Origin of the sequence: Microbulbifer sp. ALW1, from assembly GCF_009903625.1 — a bacterium.
Classification (GTDB): domain Bacteria; phylum Pseudomonadota; class Gammaproteobacteria; order Pseudomonadales; family Cellvibrionaceae; genus Microbulbifer.
The window spans coordinates 1657115-1680858 of sequence record NZ_CP047569.1 but is presented as its reverse complement, the minus strand read 5'-3'; the positions used below and the strand labels follow the sequence as shown (position 1 = coordinate 1680858).

Here is a 23744-nt window from a genome sequence, read left to right as displayed (position 1 = left end):
TCCTGTTCACACCAGGCGCCAGCGGATAGTGAACAGCCTTTGGGTGCTGCTCTTCTGGTGCATCTGTTGCTCGAGGGCGTCAATATGGGCGTCGCGACGGGCCTCGATAGCATCCTCCACGTCAAAAATCTCCTGGCGCTGGCGGCGCTGCAGGCGCTCCAGCTTTTTGATCGACTCCTGCGCTTCCTTTTGCTCTTGAATAGTGTCTGCCTGGCGGCTCAGTTTCTTGGCCTTCTGCAGCTCGGCACGGGTATCTTCCAGTTGCTTCTGGGCGGATTTCATCTGATCGTCCGCCCAGGCTTCTAACTTGTCGCGCTCGCGCTTGAAGTACTCGTTGTTTTCATCCAGCAGCTTGCTGAGTTTGGCATCTAGTTGACGCTTGGCGTTTTGCTCGAGCGTCTCGGGCAGCCCCTGTTCGTCGCTATTGCCTTCGAGAAAAATAGATTGTGCCTGCAGCAGGAAAAGGTCGGCGCACTGCTCTGGGTCCAGCAAGCGGCCGTCATCGGTAAAGGCGGTAAATACCAGGTGCTCTTCATTTTGGAAGCTGGATAGCTGCAGTTGGTTCAGTTCCAGCCAGCCCGCCTGCCCTTGCAAGGGTTCGAGTGAGGAGAGCTTTTTGCTAAATCCCGCCAAGTTGAACTCAACAGCCTCGAAGGGAGTATCCAGGCGTCGACCAGTATCCAGCACCCACTCTCCAAGGGGGTGACCTAGCCGGTATTGGTACGCTTGCTCAATGGGCTTCTGCTGCTTGTCCCTGCCCGTTAGCTGATAAAGCCCGGAAGGCACTGCAAGACCTTCCGGGGGCTGCTGTAGTTGAAACGTCAGGTTGGCAGGCGTGAAATCGGCGCGCGCCGCAAGAATATGCTGGCTGAGGTTCCAGAACATGCGGCTCATTTGATCCAGCTGTAGCTGGGCTTCTTCCTGACGTAACTTAAGCTTATCGTGGATATTGGCGTCAAAATGCTCGAACAGCTTTTCACGGGTCTCATCCATACGCTTGGCAATATCGTCTTCCAGCTCTTGCTGCAGCTTGTCGAAGGCGGCCTGAATTTCCGCAGGATCTCGGCATTCGTTATAGATGGCTACAATGCGCTTCTCGATATCTAGACCAGACTCGATACTGCCCAAGACGTCATCAGATGCACCGAAGAGGCCATCGAACAGCAAAAATTTGTGGCTGAGAAGCTCTAGTACACGGCGGTCGGCCTGATTCTTTTTATTCAAAAAGTTGATCACCACCACATCGTGCTTCTGGCCATAACGGTGACAGCGACCGATACGCTGCTCCACGCGCTGAGGGTTCCAGGGCAAGTCGTAATTGATCACCAAGCTACAGAACTGGAGGTTGACACCTTCGGCGGCAGCCTCGGTGGCAATCAGGATCTCGGCATCAGTACGAAAGTGGTCGATGATGGCGGTACGGGCGTCGACAGCGCGGCTACCGGTTACGCGGTCGGTACCCTGGTGTTCTTGTAGCCAGCGCTGGTAAATGGCGTTGGTACCCGGGGCGTTATTGCTGCCGCTAAACAGTGCAACTTTGCCGGCATAGCCGTGGCGCTCCAAGTGACTGGCTAGGTACTCCTGAGTGCGGCAGGATTCGGTAAAAATTACCGCTTTGCGCTCGGCACCGCGCTCGGCCATTTTGCCAAGCCCCTGATCTAGTGCGACAAGCAGGGATTCTGATTTAGCATCCTCAAAGATACGCTCGGCCAGTTCGCGATACTGCTCCAGTTCAGCGATCTCTCCCCGCAACTTGTCCATATCGATCGGCACTTCTGGGCCACTGGCGTCGTACTCGGGCGCCTCTTCTGCCGCCTCCAGTAGCTCATCGTCGAAATCGTCATCCAGTAGCTCTTCCGGCCAGAGGTCATCATTGGCCGCATTGATCTTGCCTTTTTCTTCGAGTTTTTTTAGCCGTTTCAGCAGGCTATCCAGCGTTTTACGCACCGCAGCGGTAGACGATGCCAGCAGCTTGCGTACAACCAGCGTAACCAAATGCCGCTGTTGCATTGGTACGCCGTAGCTATCGTCCCGCTGCAGGTAGGCCGAGATCGAGTAGTAAAGCCGCATTTCATCTTCACTCGGCTCAAACTCATAGGTGTAGGCTTTGCGCTCTGTATAAGGTACATACTCCAGTACCTGTTTACGCAGGGTACGATGCACAAACTCTTCCAGCCGGCCTTTTAATCCGTGCAGGTCACTATCAGCGCGCATGTACTGCTGGCGAAAGCTGGCTTTGTCACCGAATAGGTTTTCGTCAATGATGGTCGAGAGCCCAAACAGCTCCAGCAGGGAGTTCTGCAGAGGTGTCGCGGTTAACAGCAGTTTTTTGCAGCCTGCAAAGGTTTCGCGAAGGCTGTTGCCGATAATGTTGCTGTCCCTATGAGCGTTGCGCAGCTTGTGGGCTTCATCAATCACCACCAGATCCCAAGGGGTTTGCCGCAATTGCTGCTCCATCCGCTTGGCAAACTGGTAGGAAAAGATGGAAATCACCGGGCTGTCGAACGGGTCGGGATTCCCCTCCTTACGCAGCGCCCTCCAGGTTTTGTTGTCCAATACTTGCGTCGGCAGGTGGAACTTTTCTGCCAGCTCGTTGGCCCACTGCTTGCGCAGTGCCGCCGGGCAGATAACCACGATACGCCGCTTTCTCTCCGCCCATAGCTGAGCAATGACCAAAGAAGCCTCGATGGTTTTACCGAGCCCCACCTCGTCTGCCAGAACAACGCCTTTTACTAGAGGGTTTTGCAGAGCAAAGAGAGCGGCATCGATTTGGTGAGGGTTCAAGTCAACGGAGGCATCGAACAGGGAGCTCCCCAAGCGGCTTATGTCACCACCACGGCGCTGACGTGTTAGCTCGAATGCGAAATATTTGGCGTGGTAGTCAGTGATTGGCGAAGGCTGCATGCGAATTCCCAGTTCAATGGACGGCTAGTCCATTCTGTCCTATTGGGAATTCGAGGGCAAAACGTTCAGAGATTTGAGCGCTTCAGAAACACAAAAGCCCCGCAATGCGGGGCTTTTGGAAGGATACCGAACCCATGAAAAGTCCGGCTTTCAATGTGGTGCCCAGGGCGGGACTTGAACCCGCACGAGCATAGCTCACTACCCCCTCAAGATAGCGTGTCTACCAATTCCACCACCTGGGCAAAAACTTTTCAGTTTTTGATTTAAGCCTTTCGGCTTACTGAGGCTGCTCCTCAGCTTCTACTTCTTCGCCTGCTTCTGGCAGTTCAGCCTGAGGGGCTTCTTCTACTGCTGGCAGGTCGTCTGCGGCCGGGGCTTGTTCCTGAACTTCAGGGATGTCGCCTTCAACCGCTGCCGGCGCTTCGCCGCGCTGCTCTACTGCTGCAGGTACTTGCGGCAGGTCAGCATCTACGTTCGCTTCGTTTTTTCCGCTGGCGAGGATGGCCAGGCCGAAGCTGGTGACGAAGAATACAGTCGCCATGATTCCAGTCAAGCGGGAAAAGAAATTTCCGCTGCCCTGGCTACCAAAAACGGTCTGGGACGCGCCCGCACCGAAGGAGGCACCTGCTTCCGCACCTTTACCCTGCTGCAGCAGAATCAGAGCAATGATGCTCAGTGCAGTCAGGATGTGAACTACTAAAACCAGTTTTTCCATTGTCCAGAAAACCTGCTGTTGGGCCGCAGGCCCTTCGTCTTATGAGCCGAGGCTCGATTTCAATGTTGACCTGCTATGCGGCTCAGGGAGCTGCTTTGCAGATACTGATAAATTCTTCGGCCTTCAGAGATGCGCCACCAACCAGTGCGCCATCAATGTCTGCCTTTGCAAACAGCTCTTCTGCGTTTGCGGCTTTTACGCTGCCGCCGTAGAGGATCTGAGTGCCTGCACCTGCTTCACCAAGCTGCTGGCGAATGAACTGGTGCACTTCCTGCGCCTGTTCCGGGCTGGCTGTTTTGCCGGTGCCGATGGCCCACACAGGCTCATAGGCAATCACTGCATCACTCCAGGTGTCGGCCAGGCCCAGTGCGCTTACCGCCTGGATCTGCTCGGCGACTACGTCCAGGGTCTTGCCCGATTCGCGCTCCTCGAGGGACTCGCCTACGCAGAGGATCGGGATCAGGCCGGCGGCCTTGGCGGCGGCAAATTTGGCCGCAACCAGTTCGCTGCTCTCGCCATACAGGCTGCGACGCTCTGAATGACCGACGATCACGTAGCGAACGCCACAATCGAGCAGCATCTCTGCGGAGACTTCACCGGTAAAAGCACCGGAGGACTGCTCGCTGAGGTTTTGCGCACCCGCAATCAGCTGGTCTGCCGCTTCCGCCACTACGCTGAGGTAGGGAAAAGGCGGGCAGATCACCACCTGGGCGGAGCAATCTCCGGACTTGAGTCCGCTGTTCAGCTCGGCCAACAGTTGCTCGGCAAACGCTTTGCTACCGTGCATTTTCCAGTTGGCAGCTACCAGTGTTTTACGCATCGGTGCTCCTCCAAGGGGCGCAAATCTTAGCGGTATTGCCGGTAACATACAACCAGCGTTTGCGGATATTTCGTGGTTTTTCTATTGGTTTATCAAAGGCTTCCGGAGCTTGGTTCACGGAAGCCCGGAAGCATTCACAAGTGTGTCCGCTCAGGCGTTGCCCACCCGCTCCACCACTTTGGCGATGTCGCCGGCCAGCTGCTCTACCAGCACCGGGTCCTTGCCCTCCACCATGACCCGAATCAGGGGTTCGGTTCCGGAGGGGCGCAACAGTACGCGGCCACTACCCGCCAGGGTCGATTCTGCGGTGGTCACCGCTGCCTGCACATCGGTGTGGTCCAGCACGCCGTCGCGACTGGCGAGGCGTACATTGATCATCTGCTGGGGCAACATCTCCATCTTCGCGCAGAGCTGGTCCAGCGGTTCGCCGAAATCGCTCACTGCGCGCAGCACCTGCAGCGCGGAGATAATGCCATCGCCGGTGGTGGTGACATCGGTACAGACGATGTGCCCGGATGACTCGCCCCCCAGGGTCCAGCCATTTTTGTACATCTGCTCCAGCACATAGCGGTCGCCGACCTTGGCACGGGTGAAGGGAATCTTGCGGTCTTTCAGTGCCAGCTCAAAGCCGTAGTTGCTCATCAATGTGCCAACCACACCGTTGCAGCCACCAAGGAACTGCTGGCGGTGAATGGCGATGAGGAACAGCAGCTGGTCGCCGTCGATCAGGGTGCCCTGCTTGTCGACGAACATCACGCGGTCGCCGTCGCCATCAAAGGCGATACCTAGGTCCGCACCGCGCTCAACCACCGCTTGTTGCAGTTGCTGGGGCTTGGTGGAACCGCAGTCCAGATTGATATTCAGGCCGTCCGGCTGGATGCCGATGGCGTGCACCTCGGCGCCCAGCTCACGGAATACTTTGGGCGCAATGTGGTAGGTGGCGCCGTTGGCGCAGTCAAGCACAATGCTCAAACCTTCAAGGGAGTAGCGCCAGGGAGTGCTGGCCTTGCAGAATTCGATATAACGGCCGACCGCATCGTCGATCCGCCAGGCTTTGCCCAGGTCTTTGGCCGTTTCCATGGGGAGATCGAGGGCGGCCTCAATATCCGCTTCGACCTGATCCGGCAGCTTGCTGCCATCGGCACTGAAGAACTTGATGCCGTTGTCCTGATAGGGATTGTGCGATGCGCTGATGACGATCCCCGCCTGGGCGTGGAAGGTGCGGGTGAGGTAGGCGATGGCCGGGGTGGGCATGGGGCCCAGCAGGCCAACATCCACACCGGCATTGATCAGGCCCGCCTCCAGGGCGGCCTCGAACATATAGCCGGATACCCGGGTGTCCTTGCCGATCAGGATGCGGCTACGGCCTTTGCCCTGCTGCGCGCCCAGCACCTTACCGGCGGCATAGCCGAGGCGCAGCATGAATTCCGGAGTGATTGCTCCCTCACCAACAAGGCCGCGAATACCGTCGGTGCCAAAATATTTTCTCGCCATCTGTCACTTCTTTCGCTTGTTTAATTCTTAGCTGAGTTAACTCTTAGCCTGTTTAAGCCTTAGAGAGCCTCTACCAGCTGCTGGAGCCGGATCACGTCCGCCGTCGCGGCCACATCGTGCACGCGAATGATGCTCGCGCCGCGCTGGGCCGACAGCATTGCCAGTGCCAGGCTGCCCGGCAAACGCTGGTCCACCGGGCGATCCAGCAGGCGGCCGATCATGGACTTACGGGACATGCCGACCAGTAGCGGAATATCCGCCGGAGCCAATTCTCGCAACCGGCGCAGCATCTCGAGATGGTGCTCGTCGGTTTTGCCAAAGCCAAAACCCGGGTCATAGATAATCCGTTCACGACTGATGCCCGCGGCCTCGCAGGCGCGCATCCGCTCATCGAGATAAGACCGCACTTCCGCCACTACGTTCTGGTACACCGGTGCATTCTGCATGGTGGCGGGCTTGCCCTGCATGTGCATCAAGCATACCGGCAGGTCGGTGGCGGCTGCTGTTTCGAGGGCGCCGGGGCGAGTGAGTGCTCGCACATCATTGATCAGGCCCGCGCCGACAGCCGCGGATTCGCGGATCACCGCCGCGGTGCTGGTATCCACGGAGATGACCACATCCAGGCGCTGGCTGATGGCCTCGACCACCGGTACCACGCGCGCCAGCTCCTCTTCTTCGGTCACAGGGTCGGCGCCGGGGCGCGTGGACTCACCGCCGATATCCAGAATACTGGCCCCTTCCTGACACATCTGCTCGGCACGCTTGAGAACCAGGTCCAGGTCAAGCTGCTGACCTTCGTAGTAGCTGCCGCCATCGGAAAAGGAGTCCGGTGTTGTATTGAGGATTCCCATGATCTGAGGACGGGACAGATCCAGGGTGTGTTTGCCGCAGTGCAACTTCATAGCCGGTTGATTCGCCAGGGTGATTACTCGGGATTTAGGGATCCGGAAACAAAAGCGGGCCCGGGGGCCCGCTTTTGGATCGGTGCTGCAGATACCTGTGTGGCCACTGGCCTTACAGGCATTCCGGTCAGTGGCCGTTAACCGGGCCACCCACCGGGGTATCGCTGTCTTTCGGCTTTTCCGGCTCGCTGGCATCCTCTTCCATGGAGCCGTTGCCGCCGGAATAGTCGTTGTCGTTCCAGTCTTTGGGCGGACGCACTTTGCGGCGGGCCATCAGGTCATCTACCTGCTCCGCATCCAGGGTCTCGTATTCCATCAGCGCATCTTTCATCGCTTCCAGGATATCCCGGTTTTCTTCCAGCAGTTTCTGCGCGCGGTCGTAGCAGGTGTCGATGATACGGCGCACTTCCTCGTCGATCTCGTTGGAGGTCTTGCCGGAAATCGGGTTGCCGTGGCCGGGCTGGCCGCTGTCATCTTCACCGTAGTGCAACGGGCCGAGCTTTTCGGACAGGCCCCACTTGGTCACCATGTTGCGGGCAATGTCGGTGGCGCGCTCGATATCGTTGGAGGCACCGGTGGTGACACCGTCGATACCCAGGGTCATTTCTTCAGCGATACGGCCGCCAAACAGGGAGCACAGCTGGGATTCCAGCGCGCGCTTGGACAGGCTGTATTTGTCCTCTTCCGGTAGGAACTGGGTAACACCCAAGGCGCGGCCGCGAGGAATGATGGTGACCTTATGCACCGGGTCGTGCTCCGGCACCAGGCGGCCAATAATCGCGTGGCCAGCCTCGTGGTAGGCGGTGTTGGTCTTTTCCTTCTCGTTCATCACCATGGATTTGCGCTCGGCACCCATCATGATCTTGTCGCGGGCGCGCTCGAACTCATCCATGGTGACCATGCGACGGTTGGCGCGGGCGGCAAACAGTGCAGCCTCATTCACCAGGTTGGCGAGGTCGGCACCGGAGAAGCCGGGAGTACCGCGGGCAATGGTCTGCGGGTCTACGCGCTCGTCCAGGGGCACCTTGCGCATATGTACTTTCAGGATCTGTTCGCGGCCGCGGATATCCGGCAGGCCAACGAATACCTGGCGGTCGAAACGACCGGGGCGCAGCAATGCGGAGTCGAGTACGTCCGGACGGTTGGTGGCGGCGATGACAATCACGCCCTCGTTACCTTCAAAGCCGTCCATTTCTACCAAGAGCTGGTTCAGGGTCTGTTCGCGCTCGTCGTGACCGCCGCCCACACCGGCGCCACGGTGGCGGCCGACGGCGTCGATCTCGTCGATAAAGATGATGCAGGGGGCCTGCTTCTTGGCCTGTTCGAACATGTCGCGCACGCGGGAGGCACCCACACCCACGAACATTTCCACAAAGTCGGAGCCGGAGATGGAGAAGAAGGGTACCTTCGCTTCACCGGCGATGGCCTTGGCCAGCAGGGTTTTACCGGTACCGGGAGGGCCCGCCATCAATACGCCGCGGGGAATGGCACCGCCGAGGCGCTGGAATTTGGACGGGTCACGCAGGAACTCGACCAGCTCCTGTACGTCTTCTTTGGCTTCATCCACACCCGCCACGTCGGCGAAGGTGGTTTTGATCTGGTCTTCGCCTAACAGACGCGCCTTGCTCTTACCGAAGGCCATGGGGCCGGAGCGGCCGCCGGCGCCGCCCTGCATCTGGCGCATGAAGAACATGAACACGGCAATGATGATCAGGATCGGGAAGCTGGCAACCAGCAGCTGCTGCCAGATGCTGGGGGATTCAGGCTCACGGCCGTTGAACTTGACGCCGCCGCGCACCATTTCATTGGTGAGTTCGTCGTCGATGATCTGCGGCTGAATGGTTTTGAATCGGCTGCCATCGGCTTTTTCGCCGGTGATCACCAGGCCATCTACCAGCACATCCTTGATTTGGCCGGACTGCACGTCCTGCACAAATTCGGAGTAGCTGATGGACTGATCCCGGGTTTGCGGCTTGAAGTTCTGAAAGACCATCAGCAGCACCGCAGCGATGATCAGCCACAACACCAGATTCTTTGCCATATCGTTCAAAGGGTTTGCCCTCTTTCCTTTGCCTCAGCTATTGCTTCAGCCGGTAATTCCATTCCACCCAGTATAGGCGGCGAAAATCGTAAATCTGTCGCCCCGGTCATCCTGCCAGAAGGACTGGTCGAGATAACCGGAGTTTGGCGTCTAATTAGCTGACGCAGGCTGCCGTTTTACCACAGCGGAGCGCCCGCACCAAAACTGCAAACACTGCCCGGTCATCCGGTTATCAACCCCTACTCAGCCCTCGATCAGCCTTTGAAGCCACGCGCAACGACATAGACCTCGCGGGAGCGGGGACGGGATGCACCGGGTTTGCGGGTGACCACGGTCTGGTATTGACTGCGCAGGTCGCGGATCAGTTCGTCAAAGCCCTCACCCTGGAAGACTTTGGCTACAAAAGCGCCGCCCGGCTTCAACACCTGCCGCGCCATATCCACCGCCAGCTCCACCAGATACATGGAAGCCGGCTGATCCACAGCACGCACTCCACTCATATTGGGGGCCATATCGGAAATCACAAGGTCGGCGCGCTCTTCGCCGAGAATTTCCAGCAGCTGCTCGAACACCGACTCCTCGGTGAAATCCCCCTGCAGGAACTCAACCCCCGCCAGGGCATCCATCTCAAGGATGTCTGATGCAATAACCCGGCCTTTGTGGCCAACCAGTTCTGCAGCTACCTGGGACCAGCCCCCGGGAGCGGCGCCGAGATCCACTACCGTCATCCCCGGCTTGATCAGGCGGTCCTTCTCCTGCAGCTCCTGCAATTTGTAGGAGGCACGGGAGCGGTAGCCCTCTTTCTGGGATTGTTTGACGTAGTGGTCGTTAAAATGTTCTCTCAGCCAGCGGTGGCTGCTCTTGGATCGGCCCATCAGTTACAATACATCGCTTGAAGGTTGGGGTTGCCAACTTTTAGGTTAGACAGGGGCGGACAATCGCATCGCTGCTGCTGACCACGCACTTCCGCATGATTGCGGGCTCTGCTCACTACTATAGAGGCTTCCATGGAAAGAGACTCCCATGGACCCGCTCATAGCGTGTAGCCCAGCCCACCCCCAGCGGCAGCCACTGCCGAATTAAGGATGGAGTATTGTATGCCTTTAAGCACCGACCGTAAAAAAGCGCTGCGCGCCCTCGGTCACAACCTCAAGCCCGTGGTGACGGTCGCCGACAAGGGACTGACTGAAGGGGTGATGGGAGAACTGAACCGCGCCCTCAACGACCACGAGCTGATCAAGGTCAAACTGGCGGTCAACGACCGCGATGTGCGCAAGGAGCTGATCACCGAGCTGTGCGCACAGAGCAAAGCAGAGCTGGTGCAGGAAATCGGCAAAATCGCGCTGATCTTCCGCAAGGCCGGCCGGCCCAACGCCAAGCTGTCCAACCTGCTGCGCCCCTGATCTGACCGGTCTCACCGGGCCGGACACCTGTTCCGGCCCGGCCCTCCTCAAGCCTCTTCTAACCCGCTTCCAGACGTATCAGTACTTGAGTGCCAAGTGCTTGGGGTCCGGTGTGCGCAGGCGCTCGACCAGTGGGTGGTTGCGTTTGCGCAGCTCTGCCAGTACCAGCTGAGCCACCTCACGGGCGCCCATGTGGTTCAGGTGGGTATCGTCGCGTACACCCACCGGGTAATTCGGGTGCAGGCCCGGCGCTATATGCATAAAGCGCAGCGCGGAATCCTTATCGCCCATGGCCTGGAAGTATTCCCGGGTCACCACTTCCATATCGATGAATTCGACCTTTTCTTTTGCCGCCACTTCCCGCACCAGCGGCGCGTAGGGGTGGGTGTGCTGGATGGTGTGCTCACCATCGAAGTAACGACGGGTGATGGGTGACATCAGAATGGGCTCGGCTTTGGCCTGGCGCACGTCGTTGATGAAGCGCGACAGATTGGCCTTGTACTGCTCCGGATTGGTGTAACGGTCTTCTTTCTGTTCCGACTCGTCGTTGTGGCCGAACTGGATGATCACGTAATCCCCGGTCTTGAGCTCACTCATGATGCCGGCCCAGCGCTCTTCCTCGATAAAGGTGCGGGTGCTGCGGCCGTTCATGGCCCGGTTTTCGACCTTGATAGCGTCGTCAAAAAACACAGCAAAGGGCACACCCCAACCGGTCTCCGGGTAATCCTTGAGTTCCTTGATGGCCATGGTGGAGTCGCCGGCCATGAAAATGGTGGTCTCAGAATCACTGGCCATGGCAGTTGCACTCGCGGTCAACAGGGCACTGGCGATGGCCAGCTGTTTAAACAGTTTCATAACACCTCTCGTCGTCTGTTTTCGCGTTATTTTTCGCGAATCTTTTTTGTGTTCTGTCGTTAAAACCGGGTAGGCGGTAAAAAGCTCCGCGGACGCTCGGTGGGCATGGGAACCGCCCCGCTCGGCATCGGTGCCGCAAAGCGCAGTAATCCGGACTGGCCCTCGCAGGCGGGATTGAGGTTCTGCCCCCAGCCCTCGCCCGCGCACAACGCCATGGGAAGAATGCTCTTCAGATGTGCATCGGCCTCGGCCCAGGCTTCCGGTAAAAGCCCCTGCACCGCAGTGCTGGCCCGCGCGCGAAGGCGTTCGGAGCCGATACGCCCCCGCTGGCCGCGATCCACTTTGTAATCGTCCGCCGACATGGGGGCCAGAGGCCGGCTAGTAACAGCGATATCGCGCTCTATGCCGTAGCGCAGGCTCATCATGGTCTCTTCAAACAGCATTGCCGTATCTTCCCAGGGGGTGGTGTAGCTGTAAAAATCGTTAGCGGAATCCGGAAAGAAAAACCCGGATATATCACTGGGCGTGTAGGCCTTCTGGGTAGTGGTCGCCTTGGCACCGCGGGAACGTACTTCCGCCAGTGCATACAGCTCCGAGGAAACCATCGGGTTCACCGCGGTTACCGATTCGTTCACCACCGAGCCACTCTGGGCCTGGTTGAAGAAAATATCGTTGCGATCCAGGCCGCTGCTGATTTTTGCCTGGGACAGGGCGTCGTTGGCGTGCGCCAGCTCGTGATAAAGCAGTGAACCGAGATCCGCTTCCAGCTCACTGAAGGGCCGGCTGTAGCGATCGGCGATGTAATAGTTGTAGAAGGCGTAGTTGTTGTTTTTGACATAGCGCCAGGGGGTGACGAAGTTCAGCTCGGAGCCAAAACCGCTGCGGTAGTCCGGCTGCTCGTTGATCACGTCGCGCTGCTCCGGCGACAGCCACAGGCTGTCCGGATCGAGGTAAATGGCACCGGTGAGCTGCCAGTAAAATGACGGGCGCACATCGCTGGAAATAACAATGGCAGTGGTAGCACGCAACAGGTTGGCAAAGTCGCTGTGGGGATCGAGCTGTTCAAGGAAGCGCTCGAAGTTGCTCCCCATCCAGTCGTGGGAAACCACCACGTGATCCATGATCTGGTCCACCGTCGGCGCGCTGCTTTGCATGCCGATCACCGGCAGTGTCCCCAGGGTACAGAGGTTGTCGTCGCCCAGCTGATTGGAATAGACGCAGTCGCCAATAAAGTCCCGGTAAGGGCTGTCTGCGCGGTAGCTGTAAACCTTGTTCAGTGGCGAACTTTTCCCGCAGTAGTCACCATCGCCATCACAGAAGTATTCGCTGGTCACTTCCGGGCGGTCCTGCACCACCACATAGGCAATATCGGTAACATAGCCCGCCGTGGTTTCCAGGGTTCCCCGGAACGTCAGCACCTGGTCTCCGCCTTCTACCCGTGGCGCGGTTACAAAAATCACCGGTTCACCGGAGTCGTCTTCCTGCAGGGTTGCCTGGGGGCCGGACAGCTGCTCAAAGTGCCAGGAGTTCACGCCACCGGCGTACTGGCTGGCATTGAGGCGCAGGGAAAAATCGGCACCCTCGCTGACCGCCCGATCCGCCCGCAATTGCACCCGGGAGCCGGTGTCGCCGGGGGATACCGATATCGTAAAGGTGTCTTCGAGAGTGCTGCCATCGCGATGGGTAGCGGTGAGCTGAAAGCGATAATCGCCCGCAAACTGGGCGTCAAAACTGATACCGGCGGTACCGTTGCCCGCAATGATATCGACAGTGGGGCCGGAAAGTTGCTGCCAGCTATAGCGGTTGTAGCCCTGCTCGGACAGGCTCGCGACGATTCCTACCGAATTCCCGGTGACAGCACTCTCGTCCCCGGTCAGGGTCAGCCCCGCCGGGCTTGGCGTTACTGGCGGGTTGGTGCCGCCATCATTCCGGTTCCCTCCATCACTGCCTCCACCACCGCCACAGGCGGTCAATACAAAAGCACTGAGGGCCACGCCTGTGGCGCGGACAAACAACTTGGCGAGAGGTCGGTTTACAAGGTGCATGATCAGATCTTTTTATCGTTAGAGTGACAACTTGCGCAGCACAGGGGCGTATCTCACCCGGGGCAGTCATGGATACTTTGGCACCTAAGATTACCACCGGTCTGACCAATGATCGACACCGGCCATTCACTCCCAAGAGCTGGGCAGCGACTGGATAAAAAAAGGCGGCCACCTTGCGGGGGCCGCCTTTCTGGTCTCTGACCGGGCTGATCAGATCAGGCCGGGGTCAGCTTGCCCAGTACGCTCTGCAAGCTGTCTTTGGCGTCGCCAAACAGCATGCGCGAGTTGTCCTTGAAGAACAGCGGGTTGGAAACCCCCGCGTAGCCGGAGGCCATGGAGCGCTTCAGCACCACCACTTTGCCCGCCTTCCACACTTCCAGTACCGGCATACCGGCGATGGGGGAACCGGGCTTCTCGACCGCGTCCGGGTTGACGGTGTCGTTGGCACCGATCACCAGCACCAGGTCGGTTTCCGGGAAGTCGTCATTGATCTCTTCCATCTCCAGCACGATATCGTACGGCACGTTGGCTTCCGCCAGCAGTACGTTCATGTGTCCGGGCAGGCGACCCGCTACCGGGTGGATGCCGAAGCGTACGGTTTTGCCAGCCTTGCGCAGCTTGTCGGTGAGATCGCTCACCGCCTGCTGGGCGTGGGCCACGGCCATACCAAAGCCAGGCACGATCACGATGCTTTTCGCCGCTTTCAGGTCGTCCGCCAGCTCGTCGTGGGTGGTGGCAACGGCCTCGCCCTCTTCCTCGCCATCGGAGCTGGCAACGGTACCGTCGGAACCGAAGCCACCCAGAATCACGCTGACAAAGGAGCGGTTCATACCGCGACACATGATGTAGCTCAGGATGGCACCGGAGGAGCCCACCAGAGCGCCGATCACGATCAGCAGGTCATTGCTCAGCATGAAGCCGGTCGCCGCTGCGGCCCAGCCGGAGTAGCTGTTCAGCATGGAGATCACGACCGGCATATCCGCACCGCCGATGGCAGCGATCAGGTGGATACCCAGCAGCAGCGCGATACCGGTCATCACCATCAGGTTGATGATGGTGGCGCTGCTCACATCCGCCGGGATGAACTGGGCACCCAGTACCACACAGATCACCAGCGCGATCAGGTTCAGCCAGTGGCGTGCCGGCAACATCAGCGGTTTACCGGAGATCAGGCCCTGCAGCTTGCCGAAGGCAACGATGGAGCCGGTCAGGGTGATGGCACCGATGAACACGCCGATAAAGATCTCGGAGTTGTGCACGATGTGTGCGGCACCTTCGAGATTGATGCGCGGATCCAGGTAACCGCCCCAGCCGATCAGTACCGCAGCCAGGCCCACAAAGCTGTGCAGCAGGGCTACCAGCTGCGGCATTGCAGTCATTTCGACCTTGCGCGCCAGATGAATACCGATCACCGCGCCCACGCCCATGGCGATGCCAACGGGCAGGTAGGCGCCAGAAGTGATACCGGCGACGGTGGCAATGATGGCAACCGCCATGCCCACCATGCCGTAGTAGTTACCGCGACGTGCAGTTTCGTGAGTGGACAGTCCGCCGAGGCTCAGGATGAACATCACCGCGGAGAACAGATACGCCATAGAAATTACGCTATTCATGTCTGCCTCTCCTTATCGACGGAACATTTTCAGCATACGGTGGGTTACGAAGAAACCACCGAAGATGTTGATACTGGCAAACAGTACCGCCACAAACGCCATGATGGTCACCAGGAAAGAACCGGTGGCCCCCACCTGTAACAGAGCACCGATGATCACGATGCCGGAAATGGCGTTGGTCACACTCATTAGCGGCGTGTGCAGCGCGTGGGATACGTTCCAGATCACCTGCCAGCCGATAAAGATGGACAGTACAAACACGGTAAAGTGGGCCACGAAGTCCGCCGGGGCGGATTTGCCCAGCGCCAGCAGCAGCGCACCGGCCACGGCCCAGAAAGCCACCAGCGACAGCGGGGAAGTTTTCTTCTCCGGCTTGGGCTCTACCTGGATCTGCGGCTCCGGCTTTTTCTGCTGGGGCGCAGCGGAGATTTTCGGCGCGGGCGGTGGCCAGGTGATTTCACCTTCCTTCACCACGGTGGCACCGCGGACCGCTTCGTCTTCGAAGTTGATGACGATCTCGCCGTTCTTCTCCGGTGTCATGTCGGTCAACAGGTGGCACAGGTTGGTGGCGTACAGGGTGGAGGACTGGGTGGCCGCACGGCTCGCCAGGTTGGTGTAACCGAGAATGGTCACACCGCTTTTCACCACACGCTCGTCGGCCACGGTGTAGTCACAGTTACCGCCCATTTCCGCCGCCAGGTCCACAACCACGGAACCGTCGGCCATGGTTTCCACCATGTCCGCCAGCCACAGTTTCGGTGCCGGCTTGCCGGGGATCAGCGCGGTGGTGATGACGATGTCCACTTCCTTGGCCTGTTCGCGGAACAGGGCCATTTCCGCGTCGATAAACTCCTTGGACATCTGCTTGGCGTAACCGCCAGTGCCGGAGCCGTCTTCCTCGATTTCCACGGTGAGGAATTCCGCACCCATGGACTCGACCTGCTCGCGTACTTCAGGGCGGGTGTCGAACGCGCGCACGATGGCGCCCATGCTCTTGGCAGTACCAATGGCAGACAGACCGGCAACACCGGCACCGATCACCAGCACCTTGGCCGGAGGAATCTTGCCCGCGGCAGTAATCTGGCCAGTAAAGAAGCGACCAAAGTTGTGCGCTGCCTCGATCACCGCACGATAGCCGGCGATATTGGCCATGGAGCTGAGCGCGTCCATTTTCTGGGCGCGGGAAATACGCGGAATAGATTCCACCGCCAGCGCATTGATGTTTTTGTCGGCGAACTTCTTCAGCAGCGCTTCGTTCTGCGCAGGCTTGAGGAAGGCCACCAGGGTGGCGCCGCTGGGGATCAGGTCCAGCTCGGCGTCGTTCGGCTGCTGTACTTTCAGTACGATGCCCGCCTGGCTCAGGCACTCAGCAGCGTTGGCACACAGCTTGGCACCGGCCTGTTCGTATTCGGCGTCCGGGAAGCTGGCTGCTTCACCGGCCCCCTGTTCGACAACAACGTCAAAGCCCAGCGACTGGAGTCGCTTGACGCTGGCTGGCGTTGCCGCCACCCGCGCCTCGCCCGGCGCCGTCTCCTTTGGTATGGCAATAATCACCGTTTGTGCTCCCGTTAATAAATTTTCATTGTTATATAGCCCATCCACTCCAGGAGAGTTGGATGATGGCTGATCGATACCGCTGATTATGATTCCCGAAAATCGGACTCCCGATTGCAGAGTGCAGGCGGGCGCCCTCGGGAAAAAAACTTTTCCGAGGAATTAAAACCTTTTCGGTAGGACGATGCATTAAAGAGAATAAATTTCGGCAACGGAAATAGAGGATTCTTATTACTCGTTTAGTGGAATTTTATTAAAAATGCCGAAAATTGCTTAAAAAACAGCAGAAAAAGTTACACGAGTAACGAAAAATCGGAAATTTAGCGTGACTTTACTGACAATCAATTAAATAGAGCTCAATTCACGTCAACCTAAAGAAACTGGCGCAAAAATAATCAGACTCCCGATTTCGGAATATTTTGCGTTCATATAAACAAATATTTAATTAACTATTCCAAAGGGTTTTTCGATTAGCGAAATAAACAATAACGCTTTGAAATAGTATTTAGTCAGCATTGGAATAGGTATCAAATAAAACCAATTATTTGAGCAAATATAAAAAAGGTTTATATGAAACCTTTTCTATTGAAACGGTTTATACCCGGATATAAATCCCATCGATTTAACGGTGGCCTGTGGGATTGATTGCGGGACTACCTGCCAGATTGCCCGAAGTGACACCGGCCGCCATAAAACCCAGCCTTGTGAGCCGCAACTGGACCGGCTGAGAACGGAGGTACTGCAGCAACTGGATTGCGCGGGTGCGCTCGCGAGTACTGCGCAGAATAACCAACTGCTGTTCTATGGGAGGGTGGAACTGAAACGGGATGCGCATAAACTGCCCCTTGCTCCCGGAGGCCAGTGCCTGCCCATAGGGGATCAGCCCCATATCCCCCTCCCCCTGGCTCAGCATGATCTGCGCGTGCCCCGCGTGGCCCGCATACAGCATGCGGCTTTTCAGACGCGGCCAGAGGCGGAACTTCTTCAGCATTTTTACCGCGGCATCACCATCTGGTGCCAGCTGTGGGTCAGCTACCACCAGTTTGTGCTTGCCCCGCCCCAGCAGCAGAATCAGCTGGCGCGGCGTCAGGGCCGCATCGCCGCCCGCCAGTTTCGCCGCCAGAGTCGAGTAACCTGAAGATTTATCGCCGGAGATTTCACGGCTGACCCAAAGGGCCAATTGCCCCCGGGCATAGGTCTGGCGGCTGGCGGGAACCGTTAGGCCGGCTTTTTCCAACAGTACGGGCCGGGCGCTATCCGCAGAAAAGAACAGGTCGAAAGACTCGCCGGCACGAATTTGACTGTACAGCAGGCCACTGGCGCCGCTGGTTATCTCCAAGCGGCAACCGCAGGAAGCTTCGAAATCCGGTCGCAACGCTTCGATCGCCGGCTGAAAGCTGGCATCCACCGCCAGCTTCAAGACGGCCGGGTCGCGGCTTCCGCAGCCGGAGAGTACCAGCGCAAGCCCCAAAGCAAGCCCCACAGCAAGGCACGATGTCATACAGACGATGCGAGCGCGGATCCTTGTCCACCAGTCCATGGGCGCTACCTCCGAATCCCCGCGGGCGAAAAGATTGGCCCGCCGCAGCAGACCTACAACTTCAGTTGCTGGAAATCCTGTGGCCGATTCACATTCAGGTGCCAGTCCCCATCGGGTACCGGCAGCTGCAAACAGCCCAGGAAGCCGAACAGCGCGCGCATGGACCCGATGGCATGCCCCGCAGCGGCCGCATCCAGGTACGATCGGCAGCGGGCATTCAGCGGCAACCAGCAGGGCAAATAGAAGTCACCAAAACACACCGCCTGCTCCACCGCTTGCCCGGCCACACACAACTGGCGGATCAGGCTGCGGCTCAACAGGGGCATATCCACCGGCACCACTATTAGCGCATCACAGGGCAAGGCCCACTGCTGCAGGTGCTCGGCAATGGCCTGCAATCCTCCGAGAGGACCTGCCTCCGGTACCCGGTCGGCGATGGCGCCCGGGCGCTTGCCGCTGACCAGAGTCGGCATCAGCTCCAACCCGGCGGGCACATCCAGGTCTTCAAACAGCCATTTGGCCTGCTCCAGCAAATTGCGCCCGTTGGATAATTCTAGCAGCGCCTTGTCCCGGCCCATGCGGCTGGACTGTCCACCCGCCAGTACCACTGGGCAGGCGCGCTTGGGTACACCGTTTATTGACTCTGTGCGATCAATGTCAGTTGTCATTTTTTACTGCTTCCCTGACTTCTACTTCTTGGCTCATCCATTTTTCGCGGCTGACCTATCACCTGCTTACTCACACCCAGTTCACCCATCCTCCATTCATCCTAACCTATTCGTGGCGAACCCGAAGCCGGGCCCGATAACAGACCATACGCAATCCGGCTCGGGCACGAAGCTCCCCAGGTGTGCACCGAATACAGTCACTCGACAGACCCCGCTGCACCACGAGAGAGCGTCATTCGCACCCATTGCACCCCGCCCGTGCAATTTGATGCCGAAAAGTGACCTCAACACCTGGCCGCGCCCAAAGATACCGTTCACTCGGCTAGATTTGAAAAATTGGTACGACTTTTGATTGTTAATTGTCACAGGCAAAGAAGCCCGGCAGCACAATCAGTGCTGCCGGGCTTTTTTTATGCCTGCAGAAACCCCACGGAGAATGTCATGCCCGAGCGCATCCGAGGAGCACTGTGTTCCACCAGACACACCGCTATCGCTACGCTAGTGCTAACGCTTGCGCCCACCTTTGCGGTGCAGGCGGAGGAAAACATCGCCCAGAATGCCGGCGACATGATCCGCAACAGTACCTTCAACCTGAATTTTCGCCCCCGCTACGAGCACGTGCGCGATGTGGCCTTTCCCCACCACGCCACCGCCGGCACCCTGCGCAGCCGCGCTACCTGGACCAGCGCCCGCTGGGATGGCTGGGAGTTCCTGGTTGAGGGGGACAATGTCACCTATATCAGCAGCGAGAACTTCAACAACACCGAAAACGGCAAGACCAACTACCCGGTAATTGCCGATCCGGACTACAGCGAAATCAACCGCGGCCAGCTCAGTTACGCCCGGGAGCAAGGCCTGATCACCGCCGGCCGCCAACGCATCAATTTCGACGACCAGCGTTTTATCGGCGGTGTCGGCTGGCGCCAGAATGAACAGACTTACGACGCCCTTCGCACCGAGTGGGCTTTCAGCGATACCTTTTCCGTGGATTACTTCTACAGCTGGAACGTCAATCGCATCTTCGGTCCAGACGGCGCCGACGCGGATATTCAGGGGCCGGTGAATGCGCTCGACCTGCATTTCAAGATCAACCCCAATCACAAGCTGACCGCCTTCGTATACAGCCTGGACTTTCACGATCAGGAACAGTTTGCCAGTGCCACTTTTGGCTTTGACTGGGCCGCAGACTTTGAGTGCTATCGCTGGCACCTGCGCGCCGCCACCCAGAATGATATTGGCGACAACCCCATCGATTACACCGCGGAGTACTACAACGCAGAAATAGGCTCAAAACCGCTACAAAAATACAAGTTTGCCGGATATGCAGGTACCGAGTGGCTCACCGGTGACGGTGAGTGGTCTTTCCAGACTCCGCTGGCCACCCTGCACAAGTTCCAGGGATTCGATGACAAGTTCCTGGTCACTCCCCCGGACGGCATTCGCGACTATTACGTTGGCGGCTCAGTCGTTGTATCTGGCATCAAGATTGCAGCGACCCTGCATAAATTCTATAGCGATCGCGACAGCCGCGAGTACGGCAACGAACTCGACCTGGTAGCGACCTATGCAATAACAAAAAATATCGGCCTGCTCGCCAAGTACGCCACCTACGATGCTGACTCCTTCAGCAGCGATACGGACAAGTTCTGGCTGCAGTTCGAACTGAAGTTCTAAAGAGCGATGACGACGACACCCGCAATAACACCGGTCAGCATCCTGCTGGTCGATGACCAGCCCGAGCGCGCCACTATGGTGGCCGAGCAGCTAACCGCTGCCGGCTACAAATTACTCGCGCAACTCTCCAGTGCAGAGGGACTCCTGTTCCAGGTGGAAAAACACCGCCCGGATATTGTCCTGATTGATATCGAGTCTCCCGACCGCGACATTCTCGAAAGTCTCGCGGTGATCAACCAGCACAACCCGACGCCGGTGGCCATGTTTTCCGCCCGCGGCGGTGCCGACTTTATCACCAGCGCGGTAGAGGCCGGTGTCAGTGCCTATATGGCGGAGGGGCTGTCAGCCGAACGGGTGGCGCCGGCGATTGAGATTGCCATGGCCCAGTTCCGCAGCTATCAGCACCTGCGCCAGTCTCTGGAACGCACCCAGCAACAACTGGACGAGCGCAAAATCATCGAGCGCGCCAAAGGCCTGTTGATGGCCCGCAAAAATATCAGCGAACAGGCCGCCCATCAGACCCTGCGCACTCTGGCCATGAACAGCAACTCCACCATGCGCAATGTGGCGGAACAAATTGTCACGCACCTGCAGGCGGCGGCGAAGTAACGCACTCTCCGCCGCCCGTGCACGCCCAAATATATTGAGAATTCCAAGAGAAATATCGTGAGCAGTCTGCAAGTAGAAAAAACCAACCTGAAACTTCTCTACCTACGCCTGAGCGACAGTGCGCCGCTGATCATTGCCCAGGAACTGGGGTTATTTGAGCGCTATGGCCTGCGGGTGGAACTTCAGCAGGAAACGTCCTGGGCCACCCTGCGCGACAAGTTGATCGGCGGTGCGGCCGACGCTGCAGCCATCCTTGCACCCATGCCCCTGACCCTGAAACAGACGCTGCCGCAGTGCGACGAGCAACTGCTCAGCGGGCTGATCCTGAGCAGCAACGGCAACGCCATCACCCTTTCACGCACGCTCTACGAGCAGCTGGAGTTACCGGCGGCTGCAGACTCCGCGGAAATCGGCGCAGCACTCAAATCCTACATCGACACTCGCGACCAGAATGCCAAACCGCTGACCTTTGCCAGCGTCTATCCCTTCGCCAGCCACACCCTGCAATTGCGCCACTGGCTCTCCGCAGCGGGGATACATCCGGATACCGACGTGCGCATCCTGGTACTGCCACCAGAGCAGATGGTGGACACCCTGGGTCGCGGTGACATTGACGGCTATTGTGTGGGCGAGCCCTGGAATACCCTCGCGGTTCAGGAAGGCATCGGCGTGATTGCCACCCCCAGCAATACCCTGATGCCGGCCATGCCGGAAAAAGTACTGGCGGTCACCCGCAGCTGGCACCAGGCCAACCCCGCAACACACCTGGCGCTGCGCGCCGCATTACTGGAAGCCTGTGCCTGGCTGAGCGATCGCAGCCAGCGCAAAGATGCCGTGGGCATTCTCGCCCGCGCCGAATATCTCAACCTGCCGGAATCTGCCATCGCCCTCTCCTTGGGCGACGAATTGATCGCTCACGGTGGGCAGAGTCCAACCAGGAACCCCGACTGGCACCTGTTCGCCCACCCGCAGACGGATCACGGCCGCCCGACGGAAAAGAAAGGCCGCGAACTGCTGGCCCTGTGCAATGACATCGCACCGGTGGATAGCGATTCCGCGGAAGTCTTCTGCTCAGACCTCTACCAGCAGACCCTGGACTTTATGCGCCATCGGGAACTCAATACGCCTTAACGTTTTACACCCATTGCACCAGTTTCGCGCCTTTTCACAGTGCCCGCACGGTAAAAGGCACAGATATGGCACAAATATTGAATACTTAAATTGAGCGAAAGCGTCGCGATTGGAAGCCAGCCCGGTTGGGACCAATTGCTTTAGAAGCGCTCGCACCTTCACTAGATGCGATAGATCGGACACCGAAGTCCACAGGCGGCAGCCAGGTTGCCCCGTGGGCTTTTTTTATGCCCGCGATTTGGGCCGCGCCGCAGCAGAAGCAGGCAGATCCAATTCATAAACTAACGGGATAAGACCATGTCCAGTGATTCTTTAAATCTGTTTTCCTTTAAAGGAAAAATCCGGGTGCTGCACCTGACCTGGATTGCTTTCTTTATTACCTTTTTTGCCTGGTTCAACCACGCACCGCTGCTGATGGCCATTGCCGACAGTCTGTCGCTCACTTCCGAGCAGGTGAAGACGCTGCTGATCCTGAACGTGGCGCTGACGATCCCAGCGCGGGTAATCATCGGCATGCTGACCGATAAATACGGCCCGCGCCTGACCTATTCCCTGTTGCTGGCCATTGGCAGTATCCCCTGCTTTATTTTTGCCATTGCGGACAGCTTTACCGCAGCGGCTATCGGCCGCTTCCTGCTGGGCTTTATCGGTGCCGGCTTTGTGATTGGTATCCGTATGGTGTCCGAGTGGTTCCCGGCCAAGCAGTTGGGTACCGCGGAAGGTATTTACGGCGGCTGGGGTAACTTCGGTTCTGCCGCTGCGGCCATGAGCCTGCCGACCATTGCTTTACTTTTCGGTGGTGACACTCCAGGGCAAGAGGGCTGGCGTTATGCCATCGGCCTCACCGGTGTGATGGCGCTGGTGTACAGTGTGATTTATTACCGCTCGGTGACCGATACCCCGAAGGGCGGCACCTACTTCAAGCCGAAAAAAATTGGCGGCATGGAAGTTTCCAGCCCGTCGGATTTTGTGCTGCTGCTGATCATGAAAGTGCCCATGTACGCGGCACTGGCGCTGTTGACCTGGAAGCTGTCCCCCGCCGGTGTGGGCATGCTGGCGATGCCGGTGGCTATCGTGATTTATGTGGCACTGGCAGCACTCTATGTGTTTGATGCGAAGAAGTGCTACGACATCAACAAAGAGATTTTCGTCAAACTTCCGGAGCCGATCCATCGCTATCAGTTCAAGCAGGTGGCAGTACTGAATATTCTGTACTTCGCAACTTTCGGTTCTGAGCTTGCGGTGATTTCGATGCTGCCGCTGTTTTTCTCGGAGACCTTTACCCTGGATCCGGTGAAGGCGGGTCTGCTGGCTTCCGCCTATGCATTTATGAACCTGATGTCGCGCCCGGCGGGCGGTTTGATCAGTGACCGGTTTGGACGCAAGAGTACGCTGCTGATTCTGACGGCGGGCCTGGCGCTGGGTTATCTGACGATGAGTATGATCGACAGCGAGTGGCCCTTGTATCTGGCGGTGGCTGCGGCGATGGCGTGCTCTTTCTTTGTGCAGTCTGGTGAGGGTGCGGTGTTTGCGGTGGTGCCGCTGATCAAGCGTCGTTTGACCGGGCAGATTGCGGGGATGACCGGGGCTTACGGCAATGTGGGCGCAGTTTTCTACCTGACGGTGCTGAGTATGGTTTCTTACGAGACCTTCTTTCTGGTGATTGCGGGTACGGCAGTACTTGGGTTTGTTACGCTGCTGTTCCTGGAAGAGCCGGAAGGTCAGATGGCCGAGGTAATGCCTGACGGTAGTGTTTCCCTGATCGACGTTGCTTAA

At 58.2% G+C, this 23744-nt stretch carries 18 protein-coding genes and 1 tRNA gene; 5 read left to right on the top strand and 14 right to left on the bottom strand.

The annotated features are described in order from the left end of the window. Positions 1–6: 6 nt before the first annotated feature. The 8 genes from GRX76_RS06875 to rlmE form a co-directional block, all read right to left on the bottom strand. Positions 7–2904, bottom strand: coding sequence for an SNF2-related protein (locus GRX76_RS06875; RefSeq protein ID WP_160152630.1), 2898 nt, complete (start codon positions 2902–2904; stop codon positions 7–9). A 156-nt stretch (positions 2905–3060) separates the two neighbouring features. Then, positions 3061–3146, bottom strand: a tRNA-Leu gene (locus GRX76_RS06870). A 35-nt stretch (positions 3147–3181) separates the two neighbouring features. Next, on the bottom strand, positions 3182–3619 hold the full coding sequence (gene secG / locus GRX76_RS06865) for a preprotein translocase subunit SecG (protein ID WP_160152629.1): 438 nt from the start codon (positions 3617–3619) through the stop codon (positions 3182–3184). An 82-nt stretch (positions 3620–3701) separates the two neighbouring features. Then, positions 3702–4439 (bottom strand): triose-phosphate isomerase, encoded by a 738-nt coding sequence (tpiA, locus tag GRX76_RS06860; RefSeq protein WP_160152628.1) that lies wholly within the window; start codon positions 4437–4439, stop codon positions 3702–3704. Positions 4440–4589: 150 nt separating this feature from the next. Continuing rightward, positions 4590–5933: a phosphoglucosamine mutase gene (gene glmM, locus GRX76_RS06855; RefSeq protein WP_160152627.1), complete on the bottom strand. Its 1344-nt coding sequence runs from the start codon at positions 5931–5933 to the stop codon at positions 4590–4592. Between the two features lie 59 nt (positions 5934–5992). Continuing rightward, the gene (gene folP / locus GRX76_RS06850) at positions 5993–6835 is read right to left on the bottom strand and encodes a dihydropteroate synthase (protein ID WP_160152626.1); all 843 of its coding nucleotides are present in this window, start codon (positions 6833–6835) and stop codon (positions 5993–5995) included. Positions 6836–6962: 127 nt separating this feature from the next. Further along, entirely contained in the window at positions 6963–8876 is a 1914-nt protein-coding gene (ftsH, locus tag GRX76_RS06845; RefSeq protein WP_160154857.1) for an ATP-dependent zinc metalloprotease FtsH, read from the bottom strand. A gap of 254 nt (positions 8877–9130) precedes the next feature. Further along, positions 9131–9751: a 23S rRNA (uridine(2552)-2'-O)-methyltransferase RlmE gene (gene rlmE, locus GRX76_RS06840; protein WP_160152625.1), complete on the bottom strand. Its 621-nt coding sequence runs from the start codon at positions 9749–9751 to the stop codon at positions 9131–9133. Between the two features lie 222 nt (positions 9752–9973). On the opposite strand from rlmE, the gene GRX76_RS06835 reads away from it, so the two are divergent. Next, on the top strand, positions 9974–10279 hold the full coding sequence (locus GRX76_RS06835; protein ID WP_160152624.1) for a YhbY family RNA-binding protein: 306 nt from the start codon (positions 9974–9976) through the stop codon (positions 10277–10279). A gap of 78 nt (positions 10280–10357) precedes the next feature. Here GRX76_RS06835 and GRX76_RS06830 read toward each other — a convergent pair whose 3' ends face one another. From GRX76_RS06830 to GRX76_RS06805, 6 genes are all read right to left on the bottom strand, one after another. Beyond that, the gene (locus GRX76_RS06830) at positions 10358–11074 is read right to left on the bottom strand and encodes a rhamnogalacturonan acetylesterase (protein WP_370463953.1); all 717 of its coding nucleotides are present in this window, start codon (positions 11072–11074) and stop codon (positions 10358–10360) included. A gap of 119 nt (positions 11075–11193) precedes the next feature. Next, positions 11194–13179 (bottom strand): hypothetical protein, encoded by a 1986-nt coding sequence (locus GRX76_RS06825; RefSeq protein WP_160152622.1) that lies wholly within the window; start codon positions 13177–13179, stop codon positions 11194–11196. Positions 13180–13394: 215 nt separating this feature from the next. After that, positions 13395–14792: a Re/Si-specific NAD(P)(+) transhydrogenase subunit beta gene (pntB, locus tag GRX76_RS06820; protein ID WP_160152621.1), complete on the bottom strand. Its 1398-nt coding sequence runs from the start codon at positions 14790–14792 to the stop codon at positions 13395–13397. Positions 14793–14804: 12 nt separating this feature from the next. After that, a complete protein-coding gene (locus GRX76_RS06815; protein WP_160152620.1) occupies positions 14805–16346 on the bottom strand; it encodes a Re/Si-specific NAD(P)(+) transhydrogenase subunit alpha in 1542 nt (513 codons plus the stop codon). A 622-nt stretch (positions 16347–16968) separates the two neighbouring features. After that, positions 16969–17886 (bottom strand): molybdate ABC transporter substrate-binding protein, encoded by a 918-nt coding sequence (gene modA / locus GRX76_RS06810; RefSeq protein ID WP_160152619.1) that lies wholly within the window; start codon positions 17884–17886, stop codon positions 16969–16971. Between the two features lie 53 nt (positions 17887–17939). After that, positions 17940–18554 carry a molybdenum cofactor guanylyltransferase gene (locus GRX76_RS06805; RefSeq protein WP_160152618.1) on the bottom strand — a complete coding sequence of 205 codons (615 nt, stop codon included), beginning with the start codon at positions 18552–18554 and terminating at the stop codon, positions 17940–17942. Positions 18555–18995: 441 nt separating this feature from the next. Here GRX76_RS06805 and GRX76_RS06800 point away from each other — a divergent pair, with 441 nt between their 5' ends. The 4 genes from GRX76_RS06800 to GRX76_RS06785 all read left to right on the top strand — a co-directional run bounded on the left by GRX76_RS06800 (position 18996) and on the right by GRX76_RS06785 (position 23744). Further along, positions 18996–20228, top strand: a complete 1233-nt coding sequence (locus tag GRX76_RS06800) for an alginate export family protein (RefSeq protein ID WP_160152617.1) — start codon at positions 18996–18998, stop codon at positions 20226–20228. Between the two features lie 6 nt (positions 20229–20234). Further along, positions 20235–20837, top strand: coding sequence for an ANTAR domain-containing response regulator (locus GRX76_RS06795; RefSeq protein ID WP_160152616.1), 603 nt, complete (start codon positions 20235–20237; stop codon positions 20835–20837). A gap of 57 nt (positions 20838–20894) precedes the next feature. Continuing rightward, positions 20895–21968: a CmpA/NrtA family ABC transporter substrate-binding protein gene (locus GRX76_RS06790; protein ID WP_160152615.1), complete on the top strand. Its 1074-nt coding sequence runs from the start codon at positions 20895–20897 to the stop codon at positions 21966–21968. 297 nt (positions 21969–22265) lie between these two features. Beyond that, positions 22266–23744, top strand: a complete 1479-nt coding sequence (locus tag GRX76_RS06785; protein WP_160152614.1) for a NarK family nitrate/nitrite MFS transporter — start codon at positions 22266–22268, stop codon at positions 23742–23744.